General features: G+C 41.2%; 12 protein-coding genes, 1 tRNA gene and 1 pseudogene. 5 read left to right on the top strand and 9 right to left on the bottom strand.

Annotated elements, in window-relative coordinates:
- The first annotated feature begins 251 nt into the window (after positions 1–251).
- A complete protein-coding gene (locus tag H5975_RS04375) occupies positions 252–1,463 on the top strand; it encodes a chloride channel protein (protein ID WP_204785033.1) in 1,212 nt (403 codons plus the stop codon).
- Positions 1,464–1,511: 48 nt separating this feature from the next.
- Here the strand turns inward: H5975_RS04375 and H5975_RS04370 are convergent, their stop codons facing one another.
- Entirely contained in the window at positions 1,512–4,019 is a 2,508-nt protein-coding gene (locus H5975_RS04370) for an ATP-binding cassette domain-containing protein (protein ID WP_204785032.1), read from the bottom strand.
- Positions 4,020–4,182: 163 nt separating this feature from the next.
- Between H5975_RS04370 and H5975_RS04365 the strand changes: the two genes are divergently transcribed.
- Positions 4,183–4,500 (top strand): DMT family transporter, encoded by a 318-nt coding sequence (locus H5975_RS04365; RefSeq protein WP_204785031.1) that lies wholly within the window; start codon positions 4,183–4,185, stop codon positions 4,498–4,500.
- Positions 4,501–4,573: 73 nt separating this feature from the next.
- Here the strand turns inward: H5975_RS04365 and H5975_RS04360 are convergent.
- The 6 genes and pseudogenes from H5975_RS04360 to H5975_RS04335 all read right to left on the bottom strand — a co-directional run bounded on the left by H5975_RS04360 (position 4,574) and on the right by H5975_RS04335 (position 12,236).
- A pseudogene (locus H5975_RS04360) lies at positions 4,574–5,242 on the bottom strand (NAD(P)H-binding protein).
- A gap of 200 nt (positions 5,243–5,442) precedes the next feature.
- A complete protein-coding gene (locus H5975_RS04355; protein WP_204785030.1) occupies positions 5,443–8,337 on the bottom strand; it encodes a YfhO family protein in 2,895 nt (964 codons plus the stop codon).
- 62 nt (positions 8,338–8,399) lie between these two features.
- Positions 8,400–8,473 (bottom strand) — tRNA-Pro (locus H5975_RS04350).
- 65 nt (positions 8,474–8,538) lie between these two features.
- Positions 8,539–8,793 (bottom strand): hypothetical protein, encoded by a 255-nt coding sequence (locus H5975_RS04345; protein ID WP_204785029.1) that lies wholly within the window; start codon positions 8,791–8,793, stop codon positions 8,539–8,541.
- Between the two features lie 22 nt (positions 8,794–8,815).
- Positions 8,816–10,318 carry a glycerol kinase GlpK gene (gene glpK / locus H5975_RS04340; protein WP_204785028.1) on the bottom strand — a complete coding sequence of 501 codons (1,503 nt, stop codon included), beginning with the start codon at positions 10,316–10,318 and terminating at the stop codon, positions 8,816–8,818.
- 85 nt (positions 10,319–10,403) lie between these two features.
- The gene (locus tag H5975_RS04335; RefSeq protein ID WP_204785027.1) at positions 10,404–12,236 is read right to left on the bottom strand and encodes a cation:proton antiporter family protein; all 1,833 of its coding nucleotides are present in this window, start codon (positions 12,234–12,236) and stop codon (positions 10,404–10,406) included.
- Positions 12,237–12,320: 84 nt separating this feature from the next.
- Between H5975_RS04335 and H5975_RS04330 the strand changes: the two genes are divergently transcribed.
- Complete coding sequence (locus tag H5975_RS04330; RefSeq protein WP_204785026.1) at positions 12,321–13,727, top strand: C69 family dipeptidase; 1,407 nt, start codon at positions 12,321–12,323, stop codon at positions 13,725–13,727.
- 38 nt (positions 13,728–13,765) lie between these two features.
- Here the strand turns inward: H5975_RS04330 and rpsN are convergent, their stop codons facing one another.
- Both rpsN and H5975_RS04320 read right to left on the bottom strand, forming a co-directional pair.
- On the bottom strand, positions 13,766–14,035 hold the full coding sequence (gene rpsN, locus H5975_RS04325) for a 30S ribosomal protein S14 (protein WP_178661324.1): 270 nt from the start codon (positions 14,033–14,035) through the stop codon (positions 13,766–13,768).
- A gap of 123 nt (positions 14,036–14,158) precedes the next feature.
- Entirely contained in the window at positions 14,159–15,010 is an 852-nt protein-coding gene (locus H5975_RS04320) for a metallophosphoesterase family protein (RefSeq protein WP_204785025.1), read from the bottom strand.
- A 117-nt stretch (positions 15,011–15,127) separates the two neighbouring features.
- Here H5975_RS04320 and H5975_RS04315 point away from each other — a divergent pair, with 117 nt between their 5' ends.
- Positions 15,128–16,354, top strand: a complete 1,227-nt coding sequence (locus tag H5975_RS04315; RefSeq protein WP_204785024.1) for an MFS transporter — start codon at positions 15,128–15,130, stop codon at positions 16,352–16,354.
- A 232-nt stretch (positions 16,355–16,586) separates the two neighbouring features.
- Positions 16,587–17,900: an MATE family efflux transporter gene (locus H5975_RS04310; RefSeq protein ID WP_204785023.1), complete on the top strand. Its 1,314-nt coding sequence runs from the start codon at positions 16,587–16,589 to the stop codon at positions 17,898–17,900.
- The last annotated feature ends 134 nt before the right edge of the window (positions 17,901–18,034 follow it).

Below are 18,034 nucleotides of genomic sequence, written 5' to 3'. Positions count from 1 at the left end.
CCTTTCATATAGGTTTGGTTCACTTAATATGATACCTGATGTCACGCCGAATGGCGTTTTTTTATTTACCACCAACTGGGTGGCTAACTTCATTCTATAATCCACCATTGTATTAAAGAATAACTCGCATTAAAAATACTTCATCTAAATACATGTATACGATAATCGTATAGCAATCTGACGTCTGCTCCTTGATGAAGGCATTATTATCCGCTAAGATATGAAAGAATTAACTAACAAGGGGATTCAGTATGCAACGTTATAGACTATTAACCTGGTTTTACCTCGCCTTTTGGAGTATCGTTATTGGAATTACCACTGGTGTTTACCTCAACACCATCAATGTGGTTATCGATTTGCTCTGGCGTGATTTACCTAATTTGTTGAATATTTCCACACAATGGAAGGCTGTTGCAGTTTGCCTGCCACTTAGTTTAGTGATCGGATTGACCCAGAAATACATTGGCGCATATCCGCTAACGATTGCAGAAATTCTGAGTGAAACCAAAATAAAAGGTCATTTTGACTATCATCGCTGGTGGAAAATTCTATTTGCTGGTCTCCTCATTCTAGGATCTGGAGCAAGTGTTGGTCCAGAAGCAAGTGCCAGTGGCTTGGTTGCCGGAATGATTTATTGGTTGGGATGTCGCTATAAATTAATTCGTGATCATGCAGATGTTGGGTCACATAAATCGTTCTTTGATCAGATACATTTAATTTGGTTAACTCGTTTGGAACATACTGATCACCAAAAACCGTTAACCGAATACTTTCGAAGTGATCGTCAAAGGAAAATTTTCTATCTGTTCTGGACTCTCGTTGCGACGGTCGGTTTTTTCGGCTATTTTCACTTTTTCCCTCAAGAAGACGTGATTGGATTTCACCATCCGCAAGTTGCTTGGCAATGGCAAGGAATCTTAGTTGTCATCCCTGCCATGGTTATCGGCTGGCTATTTGGTTTCCTGTTTGTCAAAATCAGTAAACTAAGTGTGAAATGGGTGGGCCGATGGAATGCTCCCATTATCAAAGCTATCCTTGGTGGAATACTTCTAGTTTGTGCTGCAATGTTCAGTAAAGATATCTTATTTTCTGGAGAATTTAGTATTGTTCCCTTTGCTCATTCTTCATTGCAATTGGCTCCAGGATTCTTAATCGCATTAGCATTCATTAAGGCACTGGTAACTAACCTAGGCTTTGCTCTTGGTTGGCGTGGAGGAACCATTTTCCCCGCAATTTTTAGTAGTGTAGCAATTGGAGCAACCCTCGCCCAATTCTTGCAGTGGATGCCTAAGTTAACCGCCAGCCTTGTGGTAGCTACCGCCATTACTGTTATCTTGGAAAAACCATTGATTAGCGCAATCGTACTAATGCTGTTGTTGCCAATTCAATTCAGTATTTTTATTCTGTTAATTTGCGTATTAACTAATTGGATCCTTAAGAAAATTCCGATTCTAAAACCGTAAAAAATCGTCAGCTTGATGGTAAGTTCCATTAAACTGACGATTTTGAGTTTATTCAAACCGTTGCAAGTATTCTGCTAAATATTTAGTTGTTAAACTCTGCGGATCCTTTACTAATTGTTGCGGACTACCTTCCGCCACGATTTGACCACCATTTTTTCCACCCCGTGGTCCCAAGTCTAACATGTAATCAGCGTTGGCAATTAGGTTTAAATCATGAGTAATGGTAACAATGGTAGCACCACGATCAACCAGTTGTTGCATCACGTTAACCAGGGTTTTCACATCGAGCGGGTGCAACCCTATTGTTGGTTCGTCAAATACAAATAGTGTTGTCGCTTGATTACGGTTAAGGTGTTTGACCAACTTTAAACGTTGAGCTTCACCACCAGACAAACTTGGGGCGCTTTCGCCTAAGTGCAAGTAGGCCACCCCAACCTCTTGTAATAACTTCAGCTCGCGTTCGATTTTGGTAACATCCACAAAAACCTTCAATGCTTCTCGAACGTCCAGTTTCAAAATATCAACGATTGAATAACCATGCCATTTCACCTGCTGAACGTCTTGGTTATAGCGATCACCATTACATACTTGACAAGTCTGTTGCATGTCCGGCAAAAATTGAATATCCAGTGTCACAATTCCTGCACCACCACAGTTAGGGCATGCCCCTTGCTTATTATTATAAGAAAAGTAGCTTGCCGTATAATGTTTCTCTTTAGCTAACGGCTGGTCGGCAAATAGGCGCCGCAGGTTATCCATGATACTGGTATACGTAGCGACCGTTGATCGTTGTGTTTTCCCAATTGGGGCTGCATCAACACTCACTACCTCTTTCAGTGGGGAAGCCAGTTTCGTTACCTGTTGAGGAAGTGGTTGATTCTTAGCTTGATCCTTAATTGCTGGAACAAGGCTGTCCAAAATCAAGCTTGTTTTCCCAGCACCAGAAAATCCTGTAATGGCACTGATTCGGTTAACAGGTAAGTGTGCTGTCACGTTGTTCAAATTAAAGTAATGGTTCACAGCAAATTTAATTCCTTGATGTGCTGGAATCCTCATCAATTTTCGGGCAGCAAGCTTAGCTGTGCCGTTTAAGTACGGACCAATTTTAGATTGTGGATCGGCTGCAATCTCCCCTGGGGTACCTTGTGCAATTACTTGACCACCTTCGGCACCAGATCCAGGGCCAATTTCAATGATCCAATCAGCAGCCTTGATAATATCAACGTTGTGATCGACCACAACTAATGAATTACCTTGAGCCACCAACTCCTTAAAGACATTTAGCAGCCCAGTGATATTGTCTGGGTGAAGTCCAATTGATGGTTCATCCAAAATGTAAAGTACCCCAGTAGTTTGTGTACGGAGCGTTCTTGCTAGTTGAATCCGTTGCAGTTCACCTGTAGAAAGAGTGTTACCATTTCTGGACAAAGTCAGGTAATCCAAGCCTAATTCCAATAAGGGCCGTAAGTTTTCATCAAATTCTTTAAACAAACTCGTGGCCATCGTTCCCATATCATCAGGTAATGTCTTTAAAACATCCTGCTTCCAGCTTTGCAAATCGCCAAGGGTCAAGTCGCTAACTTGAGCGATATTCAAGCCACCAGCTAATTGGTTTAAGAGTTCCGATTTTAGTCTGGTACCGTGACAAACCGGACAAGTGGAATAATGAAAGAATTCGCTAATCCGTTTTTGCGCCCGTTCACTTTTACTTGATTTAGCAGACTGAATTACCGCAGCATGAGCATTTTCATATAAGGCATTGAAGTCATGAAAGACACGGCCCGTTCCTGAGCGAAAGTCCATTTTAAATTTCCGCTCTGGTCCATTCAACACGAAATCTTTTTCCTTAGCAGTAAGGTCCTTATATGGGACGTGGATCCGTACCCCTGCTTGTTCCGCGACATTTGGCATGAAGTTTCTCCCTGGTAAATGCCACGAAGCCACGGCACCTTCAGCAAGGCTTAAGTTTTCATCACCAATTAATTTGCTTTCATCAATTGAGCGTACTTGACCAGTACCATGGCAATCTGTACATGCACCATCGGAATTAAATGCAAAATCTTCGGCACTAAATGCTTGAAAGGTCACCCCACATTCTGGACAAGTCAGTTGCCCCATCTTGCTATCAGAACGGCTCATCACTTGGGCAATTTTTAAACTCGGCTTCAGACGATGACCATTCGGACAAACTGGCGAACCTAATCGCGAAAAAATTAATCGAATGACATTGAAAATTTCGCTCATCGTTCCTACAGTCGCCCGTTCAGATGGAATACTGGGGCGCTGCTTTAAGGCTAAGGCGGATGGGATGTGCTTAACGCTTGTTACTTCGGCTTGAGCTCCCAATTTGATTCGTCGACGAGTATATGTCGACAATGCTTCCAGATATCGTCGTGAACCTTCTTCGTAAAGAATGCCCATTGCAAGTGAACTCTTTCCAGAACCTGAAAGTCCTGAAACTGCCACGAATTGATGTAATGGGATATTTACATCGATATTCTTTAGGTTGTGTACCCGTGCACCCCGCACTTCGATTTGGGTTGGCAACGTTGTCATCTTACCTACTCCTTTATCAAATTACTGGCTTTAGCATACCACGAAATTGTCTCAGTCAGTGGTATGCTGACTAGTTACCACGCAAAACAATAGTATATTTGAAGTCTTTTCTTAATATGGTACTTCCGTTATTCTATCACTATTGAACATTAGGAGGTCCAATATGGGATATTTTCAATTAGCAATAGCACTCGTAATGGAAGTCATTGGCACGAACTTCATGAAAGCATCGGTTGGTTTCTCAAAACCAATTCCGACATTATTAACCATCATTGCTTATGTCGCCTGTTTTTATTCTTTTGCTCAATGTCTTAAAGAAATTAATTTGAGTATTGCATATGCAACTTGGGGCGGATTAGGAATTATTTTAACCACCGTTGTTGCAGTTGTCGTTTGGCATAATCGGGTTACCATTCCTGAATTGATTGGCATCGGTCTAATTGTTATCGGTGTTGTCATCTGTAATGTTAGTGGTAATTAATATAAAATTTCGTTATACATAAAAAAGCTGTGGATAATTTCCACGGCTTTTTTAGAATACTATTTGTGAACAATTAGTAAACTGGACGGTTGTTACCTTGGGTATCTGGATCAGCAATTCCTAAACTGTCATTGCTACCAAATGATGGGGCAGCAACGATCTTTAGTACTACGTCAGCGATACTTTGCCGTGATCCTGAAACACCGACAAACTCATCATCTTTGTGAGTAATAGTGTACTTCACTTCATCCCGGTCATTTAACCATGGTAGCCGTAAGGTGGTGTAATCCAAACCTGATTCAGCTGCTAGGCGATCAGAAACCACTGCTGCGTTATCATCACTAACTATCCCGCCAAAGCAAGTGTCACGGTTCCACTTACCAAATTCACCAGGAACTTCATCATAAATTCCGAGTAAATTAGTAAGGATTAAGCGGTTAACACCATCCTTCTTCATGGCATTAATAATGTTGTGCGTTGGTCGATTGTGACCAGCATCATCATGATCCATCACCGCATTAAAGACCATATCTTGTCCTTGGACGGCCTTTTCAACGTCATCTGGATTATTTAAATTCCCTTAAATCAAAGTAACCCGTGGGTTATCTTTTAAGTCATTCAAACGACTAGCATTCCGCAATAAAAGTGTTAATTCAACGTCTTTGAATTGATCTTCATTTAAAATACGGTTTTCAACGATTCGGGCAATTTGTCCGTTGGCTGCTAAAATAGCTAACTTCATAACTTATTACCTCTTTCTTTAAAGCATTATCAATTGTTATCAATATTGATTGGCTTTATTGTATAAAAACACAATCTTTGATAAAAGCACTAAATTCTTATACTAGTATACGTTAATGTAATGCTGAACTTAGATAAGTAATGCTACTCAAAATACTAAAAAATCGGCCGATAAATTTTCGGTCGATTTTATTTAATATTTTAATGACGGCGGTCAATAATGAAAGTTGCAATTCCAAAGATAACTGTCCAAGCAACACCAATTAACGAAATCACGGTTCCCAAGCGAAGTCCTGGAATATGGTAGTGAAGCACTACTCGGTGAGTTCCTTTTGGAAGACGAATTCCTACAAAGGCCTGATTAGTACGAATAATTGAAGCAGCTTTTCCATTAACGGTTGCCGTCCAACCAGTTGAATATGGAATCGAAGATGTCAGAATTCCTGGTCGGGTCGTGGTGATCGTTCCAGAAACGCGATTCTTACCAAACTTTAGATTATTTAAAGAGTGGTTCTGAATCGTCCGAACTTGATTACGATAGTGTGATCCCAGTTTAACGGCAGTCACTTTGTATTTAAGCTGGTACGTTCCTAGTTTACTTGGTTGGAAGGTTAATTTTTGTGGGAAGTTACCACTATAGTAGCCAATATTCATGGTGCCATTCTTAACCTTCTTAAACAGTGATAAGGTACTCTGCTTTGGTTGTTCAATGGTGGCTGTCCCAAACCGACTCTTGAAGTTCAGTTTGAAGCTGATGTCAGGCGAACCGTTAATAATATGATAGCGTAGATACTTATACTGGTTAAAGCGATGATTAATATATGATCCCGGATTAACCGCCATTTGCAACAAATGCTGTTGTTCATACTTAATCTGGTCTTTCATCGAGAACGACGTGTATTTAATCGTTGAGAAATCAATATGCAACTCACTGCCACGCAGTTTTTGACGATTCCGTTTCTTCTCCATTGCTGGGAAAGTTAACTGATAGGTTTCATCACTATCAGTATATTTCAAATGTGCGGGGTTAACCTTATTCAAACGATTCGAAATTAATTCGGATTTAACTGTAGTAATTGAATTACTCAGGTCGGTCCGACTCATCCCCTGAACATTTTTTTGGTTTCCATTCACTAATACCCCACTAGCGAGTGCCCGTTCCTTGGCAGATGCAGAAAGCTTTTCATACCGTTGAGGGCTAATGTAGGTATCCTGCCAGTACAATAATGGGAAGGCATTTTTCGTGCGGTACCGAATAGTTTGCGTTGGTACAAAATCAGACTGCTTTTTTGCATCTGATGGCTGCCCCACGTCATAGTTAATGATTGGGTCGGTTAACTTGTGCTGGGTATAGCCTGCAGGAATTTTTCCCGCATTATCACTGTTACTCTGCACAAACAAGTATTTAACCCCAAAGAAGTTGTTCATCACCGTTCGATCATCCGCCTGCCGAATCGGAATGTTTGGAGTATATTGAATATTTTGCAATGAGTTATTGAATTGACCCAAGTACTTGTTTTGCAATGAGTAGTAAGAATCAATGTTATTCAATCCGGAAGTCAAATCATTATCCCAGTTGACTCCTGGTACAATCTTATTTTGGCTCACGGTCGATACTCGGTAGAAGTATTGACGATTGAGGCCCTGATCTAAACCTCCATAACGGTTCTTAGTCATGGCTTGGTATTCGCCACGGTTTAACATTCTGCTGGAGAATCCACCATTATATGGGAATGCTGCGTAAATTGCATTAAAACCAGCATTAAACATAATAATTGCCAACAACCAATAGTCTGGATGGCGAACTCCATGCAAGTTCAAGATCCAAAGAACCATCATTGAACCAATCAAGAACAGGACTGGCATAAACATGGCATCGTCATTTTGGAAAAAGTAGGTGGCAAACAGAATAATCAAATAAATCAACGTTGCCCAATTAAGGATCCACAAAGTGTGCCGGCTTAGATGATCTGCATTCTCTAGCAAAATACAAATTGCCATTGCCAGTGGTAAATAAATCAGCAGCGTCCAACGGTTAGAAGCAGACATCATTCCGTTAAAAAAGGAACCAACTGCAGGAATCAGCAACATGATTAAAGATAAGCCCAAACCAATTGTTAAAAGCGGATATTTTTTCGGCTGAATATAGATGTATACCAGTGCAATGAACCCAATGCTGACGATCCCCAATGCAGACCAGAACATAAAGTACCATTGTCCACCATTGATCAACTGCTTTGGCAAAAAGAGGTAATAATACAGTGGATAGGTCTTCAGACCGTTGGCAAATTGTGAACCAGCCCGGGTTGAATTCATCACCGCATTTAATTCTGGAACCAGTAGTACAGCTGCTAACAATATACTGGTGACAGTCGCAAATGATAGTTTCAAAAATACACGTGGATAGTCCAATGACTTGCGGTAATGGGTTAATACTCGCAAAACCAGGTAAATAAAAGCACCAATACCTAAAACATAAGCAAGGTAGTAGTTGCTGACCAGCATCCAGAAAAAGGCCCCAACAAGTGGCCAAGCTGACCGTCCTTGTAATACCCGTTCAATCTGAACAACAATTAATGGAAACAGTATAAACGGCGTGGTAAAAAATGGTTGCGCAACACACGCATACAACAAAAAGGCATTAACCATGTACGCAACCGTTCCACCTAAAATGACGTTGTCACGCAATTTAAAATGTTGTGCAAAGTAGACAAAAGATAGCCCTACACAATACATTCTCAAGATTAGGATGATCTGATAAGCCCTGGTCATCTTGCTAACTGGAAATAGCAGTGCTAAATAAGAAAAAACGTCCCCTAACGTATAGTACGAATAGACCTGAAACGTATCGGTTCCCAACCCCATTTGCCAGGACCAAACTTCATGAGCATGGAATGGATGTTTCAAAAACTCTAAAACCGCTGCTCGATATTTGACCATTAAAGGCAGGTGCTGGTTTAATGCATCCCGATTTAAAATAAAAGTATGTCCAAATATTAAATATGAACCGAATATACAAGCAGCAATCACGATAAAAAGGAGACTATAGTTGAGATATAGTCGCTTCACATTGCGCTTTTTAAAAGAAAAATCCATTCTGAATCTCCATTTCTATAAATAAAAAAGCGCTGGTAAGAAAACTCTCACCCGCGCTACTATCGGAAAGACAGGATTCGAACCTGCGACCCCCTGGTCCCAAACCAGGTGCTCTACCAAGCTGAGCTACTTTCCGAAATTATTTGTTACTAATCAGCAACAAATAATATATTACCGTTGTTCACGGGAAATGTCAACGTTTTAATTTGCGTGCAGTGCGACCTTAATAATTGCAATTACAACTGCAGCTGCGAACAAAATTAAATTTGATCCCATTAACCATCGATCAGTACTTTTCAATTCTTCAGACCAAAGTGCCGCAATCGTACCTGCTAGTGCAAACAGTACCCCTAACAAATTAATCATTTCTTGTTGAGCGCCATTTAAAAATAACACAGCATACAAAATAACGATCATTCCGATGAGGCTTAAAATTAATGAACAAAGCTTCTTCATAAACTACTTATCTCCCAACAACCTACTTTTTTGAAAATAATTGTGCTGCTCGGATTGCCTGTTGCCATCCGTCATACAATTCATCTGCCCTAGCTGAATCCATTTGTGGATCAAACTGGGTGCCTAATTTGCTTAGTTTCTTTAAATCGTCCTGGCTGCTCCAAAAATCAACTGCCAAGCCAGCTAAGAAACTAGCCCCTAAAGCAGTTGTTTCTTCAATTTGTGCACGGACGATTGGCGTTTGCAGAATATCGGCTTGGAATTGCATCATGAAATTATTGCGTGACGCACCGCCGTCAACAGCGAGCATTTTGAGTGGCAAACCAGTATCAGCAACCATCGTATCAACAACATCCTTCGTTTGGTATGCAATTGCTTCCAAGGTAGCTCTAATAATATGATTACGGTTCGAGCCACGGGTTAAGCCAAACATCGCACCCCGCACTTCTTGATCCCAGTATGGGGCACCTAAACCTGTAAATGCAGGGACAACGTATACTCCACCAGTTGTTTGAGCAGCTACCGCCATTTTTTCTGATTCAATAGCGGATTTAAAGAATTGCAACCCATCTCGTAACCATTGAACAGCAGAACCAGCAACAAAGATACTCCCCTCTAAGGCGTAAGTAATCTTGTTATCCAGTCCATATGCAATTGTTGTTAATAAGCCATTATTAGATAAGATTGGTTTCTCACCGGTGTTCATAACAGTAAATGCACCGGTACCATAAGTATTTTTAACACTGCCCTTTTCAAATGCGGCTTGACCAAACAAGGCCGCTTGTTGGTCACCGGCAATCCCGGCAATTGGGATCTGAACCCCATAGAAATGGTAATCGCCGGTATAACCGAAAATCGAAGACGATGGTTGAACCTTTGGCAGCATTTGTCGTGGAATATCCAAAAGCCTTAGAATGTCGTCATCCCAGTCTAAATCATGAATGTTGAATAACATTGTCCGACTGGCATTAGTAACATCCGTTGCGTGAACACGGTGACTAGTGAGGTTCCACAAAAGCCAAGTGTCAATTGTTCCGAACAGCAAGTCGCCATTTTCTGCCCTTTGACGAGCACCGGGAACATTGTCCAATAGCCACTTAATCTTGGTTGCTGAAAAGTAAGAATCAATCACTAACCCGGTCTTTTGATGGATCATATCTGTATAACCATCTGCTGCCAATTGTTCAGCAATTGGTGCTGTTTGTTTAGACTGCCACACAATCGCCTTATGAATTGGTTTACCAGTATGTTTGTCCCAAATAACAGTCGTTTCCCGTTGGTTAGTAATACCAATTGAAGCAATTTTATAAGGTTGAATACCCGCCTTAATCATTACCTCAGACATTACTTGCTGGACAGCTTCCCAAATTTCTAACGCGTCATGTTCAACCCATCCAGGTTTAGGAAAATACTGGTGAAACTCTTGTTGGGCAATGGCAACTTCTTGTCCATCATGGTTAAAGATAATGGCACGAGTGCTGGTCGTTCCTTCATCAATCGCCATTACATACTGTTGATCACTCATCTTAATAGTCCTTTCAATGGTTAATTTATCATTTTAATTTTACATCAAGTCCGTGTTTGATGCGACTAAGCTTAGCAATTGTAAGTTAGTTCTGCTTGCTTAATTCACGCCGGATAGTCGCAACAGTTCCGAGATTTTTAGCTGTAAATATAATATGATCATTATATTCAATCGTGGTCCCGCCTGTTGGAACAATCCACTGGTTACCACGACGAATTCGACTAATCGTAATTTGGTCAACAAACGGTAAGTCCATCAGAGGCCGATCTGTGTACTTGTGGTTGCGTACTCTGACTTCAAATAAGCCCGCTTCAGTACTGGTCAACATTTGGTAAACAGCTGGTGACTCGATAAGTGACCTTAATACTGATGCTTCAACGTTAAATGGGTTAAAGAATTCAACCCCTTGTTCACCCAACGTTTGCAATTGCTTTTCATCTGACGTCCGATTGACTTGCGCCATAATCACCCGGTTAACCGCATGATCTTTGGCCATGCGACTGAAGCTGATATTCTTGTCGTCTCTTCTAAAGCCCGTTACCAAAATATCTGTATTAAAGTAATCATTCTCAGCTAATGTCTGTTCATTCAAGTTCGGGAAGTACTTTAAATTATCAACCTGGCTATTGTAGGTCTTATAGTTCTTTTCATCATCCGTTACCATTCGAATATCAAACCAGTTGCGGCCAAGCTGTTGGGCCACAGGAATGGTTAAAGTGTTGGCTCCCAGGAAGACTACTCGTTGACGAATCAAATCTTCCCGATCCAGGTGATATTGAGAATTGAAGATAATCGGTGCCAAAATACATACAATTACCGCCGCCAAAATAAAGGCATCTGATTGGGTACCAGTAATTGTATGCAAATTGCGAGCAACCTGCAGTGATGGTAAAACAAGTGTAATGGTCGTAACCGTTAGAAAACCACCAGCAAAGGCGTTACGCCGCTTAAAACGTAACCGGCAAACCGGAAATGCCCATGCCTTGGCCAAGATAAAGCAGATCACTAGGACAGGAATCAGCATCAGAGCTTGCGGATTAGCAAGTAATGTTCGAATGTTCAAACGAACCCCGGTCATGATAAAAAAAATTGGGATGAAAAAGCCGTACCCAATTGAGGTAAGCTTGTCTCTAGTAGCTTCACTAGGTTCCAACAGTTTCATAACCATCCCAGCTAAGAAGGCACCAAGGATATTCTCCGCACCGACTGTTTCGGCAATGATTACTAAAGTAAAAATTAAGAAGAACGCCAGTCGAATATCTAGCTGAGTGGTAGATTTTGTAACCTGGTTAAACCAAATATATGGTTGCTTAAACCGACGCAGCAGAAAAATTGCTGCTAAGAATAGCAGCACGATTAACCAGATCTGGCTACCATTACCCCCGTTTAAGGAAGCATATAGCGTTAACGCGAACATAGGAACCACTTCGCCTAACACGGCAGTGAGGAGAATCGTTTGTCCCATCGGACGGCTTAAAATTTCCTTTTCCTTTAATGTTGCAATAACAACACCAAGGGCCACCGTAGAGAATAGAATTACCGACAGGAAAACATTATTGAATAATCCGGTGAACTTCAAAATCAGTCCTAAGATTAAGCCATTAACAAGGGTTCCGATAAATGCTATCCCAGCAAGTTTCACTGGCGACCAGCGATTTTGATCATTACTACTACCAGGCTTGAAAAGGTCAAAATCGATTTCCATCCCGGATAGAAACATTAGAATAATTACTCCCAGACTAGACAACTGAGTTAGTTCTGGTGTTGTTTGGATAATGTTCAAACCGCTTTTTCCGATTAAAATTCCCATCACGATTTCCGCGACAGCAGTTGGCACTCCCGTAATTTTAAAGCGTGCCATTAAGATTGGTATTAATAGTGCGGCTAAAATTACTAGAAACATTGATAAACGTTCCATACTTTTCCCTCTTTTCGATTCTTAACCATTTTACACTGGATTAGTAGTAAAATTAATATTATCAACCATTTTAAGGAGGATCCCATGAAAAAATTTTCTGCTTGTACCAGTATTTTAGTCGGTAAAAAAGCTTCGCTAGATGGCACAATCATGATCGGAAGAAATGAAGATGCCAAAGCGGCATGGCCTAAAAAATTTGTGGTTCACGAACGTGGGGATCTTGGTAACAGCTTTACCTCAAAAGAAACCCAGTTTAGAATTCCACTCCCCACTCCTAGCTTTAAGTACACAGCTACTCCTGAGTGGACGGATAAGGAAGGCTTATTTGAAGAGGACGGCATCAATGAATTCCATGTTGCAATGAGCGCTACGGAGAGTGCCTACTCCAATGACCTAGTATTAGGTTTCGACCCGTTAGTTGAAAAAGGTCTCAATGAAGAAGCGATGATCACCACGGTTCTGCCATTTGTAAAAACGGCTCGTGAAGGTGTTCAACGTTTAGGTGACCTGATTGCCAAATATGGTACTGGAGAAACCAACGGCGTACTGTTCGCGGATGATAACGAAGCCTGGTATTTTGAATCCGGCGCGGGTCATTACTGGGTTGCCCAACGCATCCCTGATGATTCGTATGCTGTGGTTGCTAACCAACTAGCTATTCAAGAAATCGATTTTGATGATTCCGCTAATTTTATGTTTCATCCCGGGATTCAGGAGTTTGTGAACAAGCATCATTTAAATCCTAATCCAGGAACATTCAATTTTAGAAAGATTTTTGGAACTGCAGACCGTTCTGACGCTATTTATAGTACTCCCCGTGTCTGGTATGGGCACAAGATGTTTAGCAAAGCCATAGCAACAAACGAACATCCAGAAGATCAAGATTTGCCATTTATTATGAAAGCTGACCAGCAACTGAGTATTTTTGACGTTCAAAATTACTTAGGATCACACTACCAAGGAACGCAGTTTGATCCAATTGGCAATGGTAATGACCAACTTCGTCACAAGTACCGACCAATCAGTTTAGCTAAGACTCAAGAATCACATATTCTTCAAATGAATCGGCCACACAGTAACGATATTCACTGGTTAGCAATGGGTGTGACGGCAGAAAGTTCATATGTACCATTCTTTGCGGATATCAATGATACCCCTGCAACCTACAAACGAGGAAAATTACCTGCCCAATTAACGTCAGCCTATTGGATCTTTAAACATGCTAGCGTATTAGTTGACAGCCACCTTCATGATTTTCTACCATTACTAGAAGATGTCCAGAAAGAAATCAATAGTGATGCCATCACCTTTATCAACAAAATGGATCTCCAAATAGATCGTCAAAAGAAGGATTGGAGTACAGAATTAACTCAGCATAATAATGCTTTTGCTGAAGATGTTCTGAAAAAGTACCGTAAACTGACGTTAGAATTAATTACTAAAATGACTGATTACAGTCCTTTGAATTTCAATACAGATGAGAATCTGTAACAAAAAAAGCCCGCGCCTCAGCGCGAGCTTTTCATTTACTACCAACTAGCTTTTTTAACACCAGGAATTTGTCCCTTATGTGCCAAATCACGGAATGTTAAACGTGACATTCCAAATTTACGCATGTATGCATGTGGACGTCCGTCGTATTCATCACGATTACGTAAACGAACCGGCGAAGAATTCCGTGGCAACTTTGATAATGCTACGTAATCGCCGGCCGCTTTTAATTCACGACGCTTTGCAGCATACTTCTTAACTAAGGCACGTTGGTGTGCTAATTTAGCAATCTTTGACTTTTTAGCCATATATTATATCGTCCTCCCTTGACAATAAATTTAGTAATTAGTTTTTAAAAAGATTAAACATTTATTCGTCAATTTCGTAGATTGATTATCCCATATATTTATCACAATATCAACGATTTTTACTTACTTTTTGTTATTTAATTTTTGGACATATTGCCGGTATTCTTCAGCATAACCAAACTTCTGATTTTGTTCATCCACTAATGGTTGGTTGTGAGTATCAACTCTACCACTTTTCAAAGTACGGTGATACAAGTACAAATATGGAACGCCTGATTCGTCAGCCAGCCGACCTTCAGCTTCGCGATCGTAAGCAACGTGACGGAAATTAAGACCGGCGATCCCTAAATCATCAACATCCATAATCAAATAATGAGCACGCGTATCTTTTTGCAGTCTGTCCCAGCCGTTAAATGGTTCACCTACAGATCCTGGATTCAATACCTTGCGTTCATCACTAGCGTACCGTAATAATTCATGATGCACATGCGCATAAATCGCAACGTCAAGCTTACCATCAGTAAACAATTGGTCAAAATTACTGGAATCATTTGTTGGAAAGAGTGCCTGCCCCATATCTAAATCAGGCAAATTATGTGAAATCCCAAACGTTAATGCCCCAACTTTTTTGGTCTGATGAAGGGGCCAGCTTGCAATTTCATCAATCACAGCAGGGTCAATTCTCTCACCAATATATTGAGCGAGGCGTGCAAAATACACATGCGATGGACGGTCAAGATCCATCTGACCACGCGCCCCCCGCACCGTCAGATCATCCCAATTTCCGCAAACAATTACTGTCGGTTGCAATTTTTTGAAAATTTGCCAAATACTGTTAATCCCTGGCCCTGGCATTAATAAATCACCAACAAACCAGCTTTCATCAATTCCCTGTTGAATCGCATCCTGATACATGGCCTGGAATGCATGCACATTACCATGGACATCCGAAAAAATCGCAATCCGTTTTGTCACAGTTGATCACTCCACTTCTTATTTCTACATAACACTTTACCATATTTCGTTTCCAAAATTTGCATTAAAATCTGGTATAATGAGCGTTATATCGATTAAGGAGTGATTACTAAATATATGGATACCGCAGATTATCCTGAGCCCCTGCCCAAGGGGTGGCATAAGACTTTCTATACCCTCTGGATTGGTTGTTTCATCACAGGAATGGGTTATTCAATGACGATGCCCTTTATCTCCCTGTTTATCAATGAGTTAGGGACCTTTAACCGCTTTGAATTAAATATTTATTCTGGACTAGCATTCGCAATGACCTTTATTTCCCAAGCGATTGTTTCAACCTACTGGGGAAGCCTGGCCGATCAAAAAGGACGTAAACTAATGTGTTTACGTGCTTCAGGAGTGATGGCATGTACCATTTTCGTCACTGGTTTATCAACCAGTGTCTGGATGATTATTGGGATGCGCTTCTTGCAGGGAGCTTTCTCTGGTTACATCAATAACGCTACCGCCTTAATGGCCGGTGAAACTCCCCACCATAAAGCTGGTTGGGTAATGTCAGCCATGATGACAGCTGGTGTTACTGGAAACCTCATTGGCCCATTAATCGGTGGTGCCCTGTCCAGTTCATTCGGTTACCGAATTCCCTTCTTTATTACCGGTGGTTTAATGTTCTTAGTATTTATCGCTACCTGGGTCAACACTAAAGAACACTTTAAGCCAATTAATAAGACCGATATGAAGCCAATGAAAGAACTAATGCACAATATTCCAAACCTAAAGATCATCATTGCGATGTTTATCACCACAATGATTGTGCAGGCTTCCGTAATGAGTATCGACCCGATTGTCAGCCTGTATGTTAAAGAAATGATGCACGACAAGGGCAACATTGCCTTTGTTGCAGGTGTTGTGGCTGCTACCCCTGGTCTCGGGAACTTACTTTCTGCTTCCAAAGTTGGCCACATTATGGACGAAATTGGTCCTGAAAAAGTCTTGATGGCTGGACTGATCATTGCCACCCTTTTATTTATCCCAATGACATTCACCACTTCACCGTGGATGTTAGCTTTCTGGCGATTCTTACTAGGACTTACCAATTCCGGCTTAATGCCAGCTGCCCAAACGATCCTAACATTGGATGTTCCAGACGAAGCCTTTGGACGAATTTTCTCCTATAACCAATCATTCCAAGCCGCAGGTTCAGTCTTCGGAGCCCTCCTTGGATCAATGATCTCAGGAATTTCAACGTATTCAATGGTATTTGCTTTCACAGGAATTACGTTGTTTATTAACATCTGGATTTACGTTGCTTGCCGTAATAAGAAAGCAACTGTTAATAACTAAATTGAAGGAGCTCATTCATGAGCTCCTTTTTGTATTGTCAACAGTAATGATCACTCCAAGTTTTTTAAAACTGTTGACGAGCCGGTCTTTTCCCTGCTAAGATTCTGGTAATGTTTTTAAAAATAAATATGGATGCGGAATCGCCGGGTTCCGTTAAGATTAACTAACTGGTTCTCAACTGACAGGCGCCTGTTAAGGGGAGGTGGGACCGACCACTTGGGAGGTCAAAATAATGCAACTAAAGAACGAGGTTAATCACTACGTCATTCGTAACACGGCCGCATCCGCTGGGATGTCGATGTACCTATTAATCGACACCCTTTTTATTTCAATCGCGGCGGGTCCACTGGGACTCACCGCCCTCAATGTTGCCCTACCACTGTTTTCACTTTTCAACTGTTTAGGAATGCTCCTGGGTGTTGGAGGAGCTGCATATTACTCACTCAACAAAATCGAACATCCTGAGCGGGTCCATTCAACATATAGTGAACTGATGATTTTCGGGGTGCTTCTAGGGTTGCTAATCACTTTACTGATTGAGGTATTTATCCATCCCCTGATTTATTTTTTAGGCGGTTCTCCACAAACTTACCGGCTCACTCACACTTATATTTCAATCATCGCTTTTTGTGCGCCACTCTATATTGCAAACTATCTGTCAGTGAACTTCATCCGTAACGATAACCACCCCAATTTGACAATGGTAGCCACCCTTACTGAAACCAGTAGCGTGCTAATCATCGACTGGTTCTTTATCTTTGGCCTTGGTTTAAAGATGGAAGGAGCTGCGATGGCAACAATCTTTTCACCACTTTGTTCTTTACTGATTCTTTCGCACCACCGTCACTTTGCTAACCGGCAATTGTCATTATATTGGGTCAAACCGCGGTTGCAAACTATTCGAAATGCAACCCAGTTGGGCCTGGCAGCCGGGATCAACGAACTAAGTAATGGTTTTGCGGTCTTTATCTTCAACATCATTCTGCTCCGTATTGCTGGCAACTATGCCATTGCTGCTTACGGGATCATCTCGAACATTGCCTTGATTTCAGTTGCCCTGGCTAACGGTGTGGCCCTTGGCGTTCAGCCGATTACTAGTCGGGAATATGGGATCCGTCATTATGAAAACGTCAAAAAGGCCTTCTGGCAAGGGCTTAAAATTACCATTGGAATCGGCCTAACCGTCTTAATCATTTTGACGGTCTTCCGTTCACAAGTAATCAGCCTCTTTAACTACCAGCACCAAACTACGATGGCACGATATGCTACCACTGGAGTGCCAATTTATTTCAGTGGAGCAATCTTTATTAATGCCAACATTTTAATGGTTCTCTTCTTGACGTCCATCCGTTCAGCTCGCTCAGCATTTGCGCTGTCCCTATTACGGGGTTACCTGATCCTGGCACCGGTCACCTTCATACTAGGTTTTACAGCAGGAATAAATGGGGTCTGGGCTGCTGTTCCACTTACCGAACTAATCGTTTCAATACTCAGTGCCGGTATTATTTACCACCGTTTCAAACATTTTTCACCGCTTAATAATTAATATTCGACATTGAGCCGAGTAACTAAAAAAGGTTCTACACCAAATGGTGTTGGTTAGAGATTTTTCATCTCTATACCAATGCCATTTTTGTGTTTTAAACAAAAAAACAGAGGTAAACCTCTGTTACAATGAAA

Source organism: Limosilactobacillus coleohominis (genome assembly GCF_016901675.1).
Lineage (GTDB): Bacteria > Bacillota > Bacilli > Lactobacillales > Lactobacillaceae > Limosilactobacillus > Limosilactobacillus intestinavium.
Note: the sequence above shows the minus strand (reverse complement) of the source record. Positions and strands in the feature narration are given on the sequence as shown.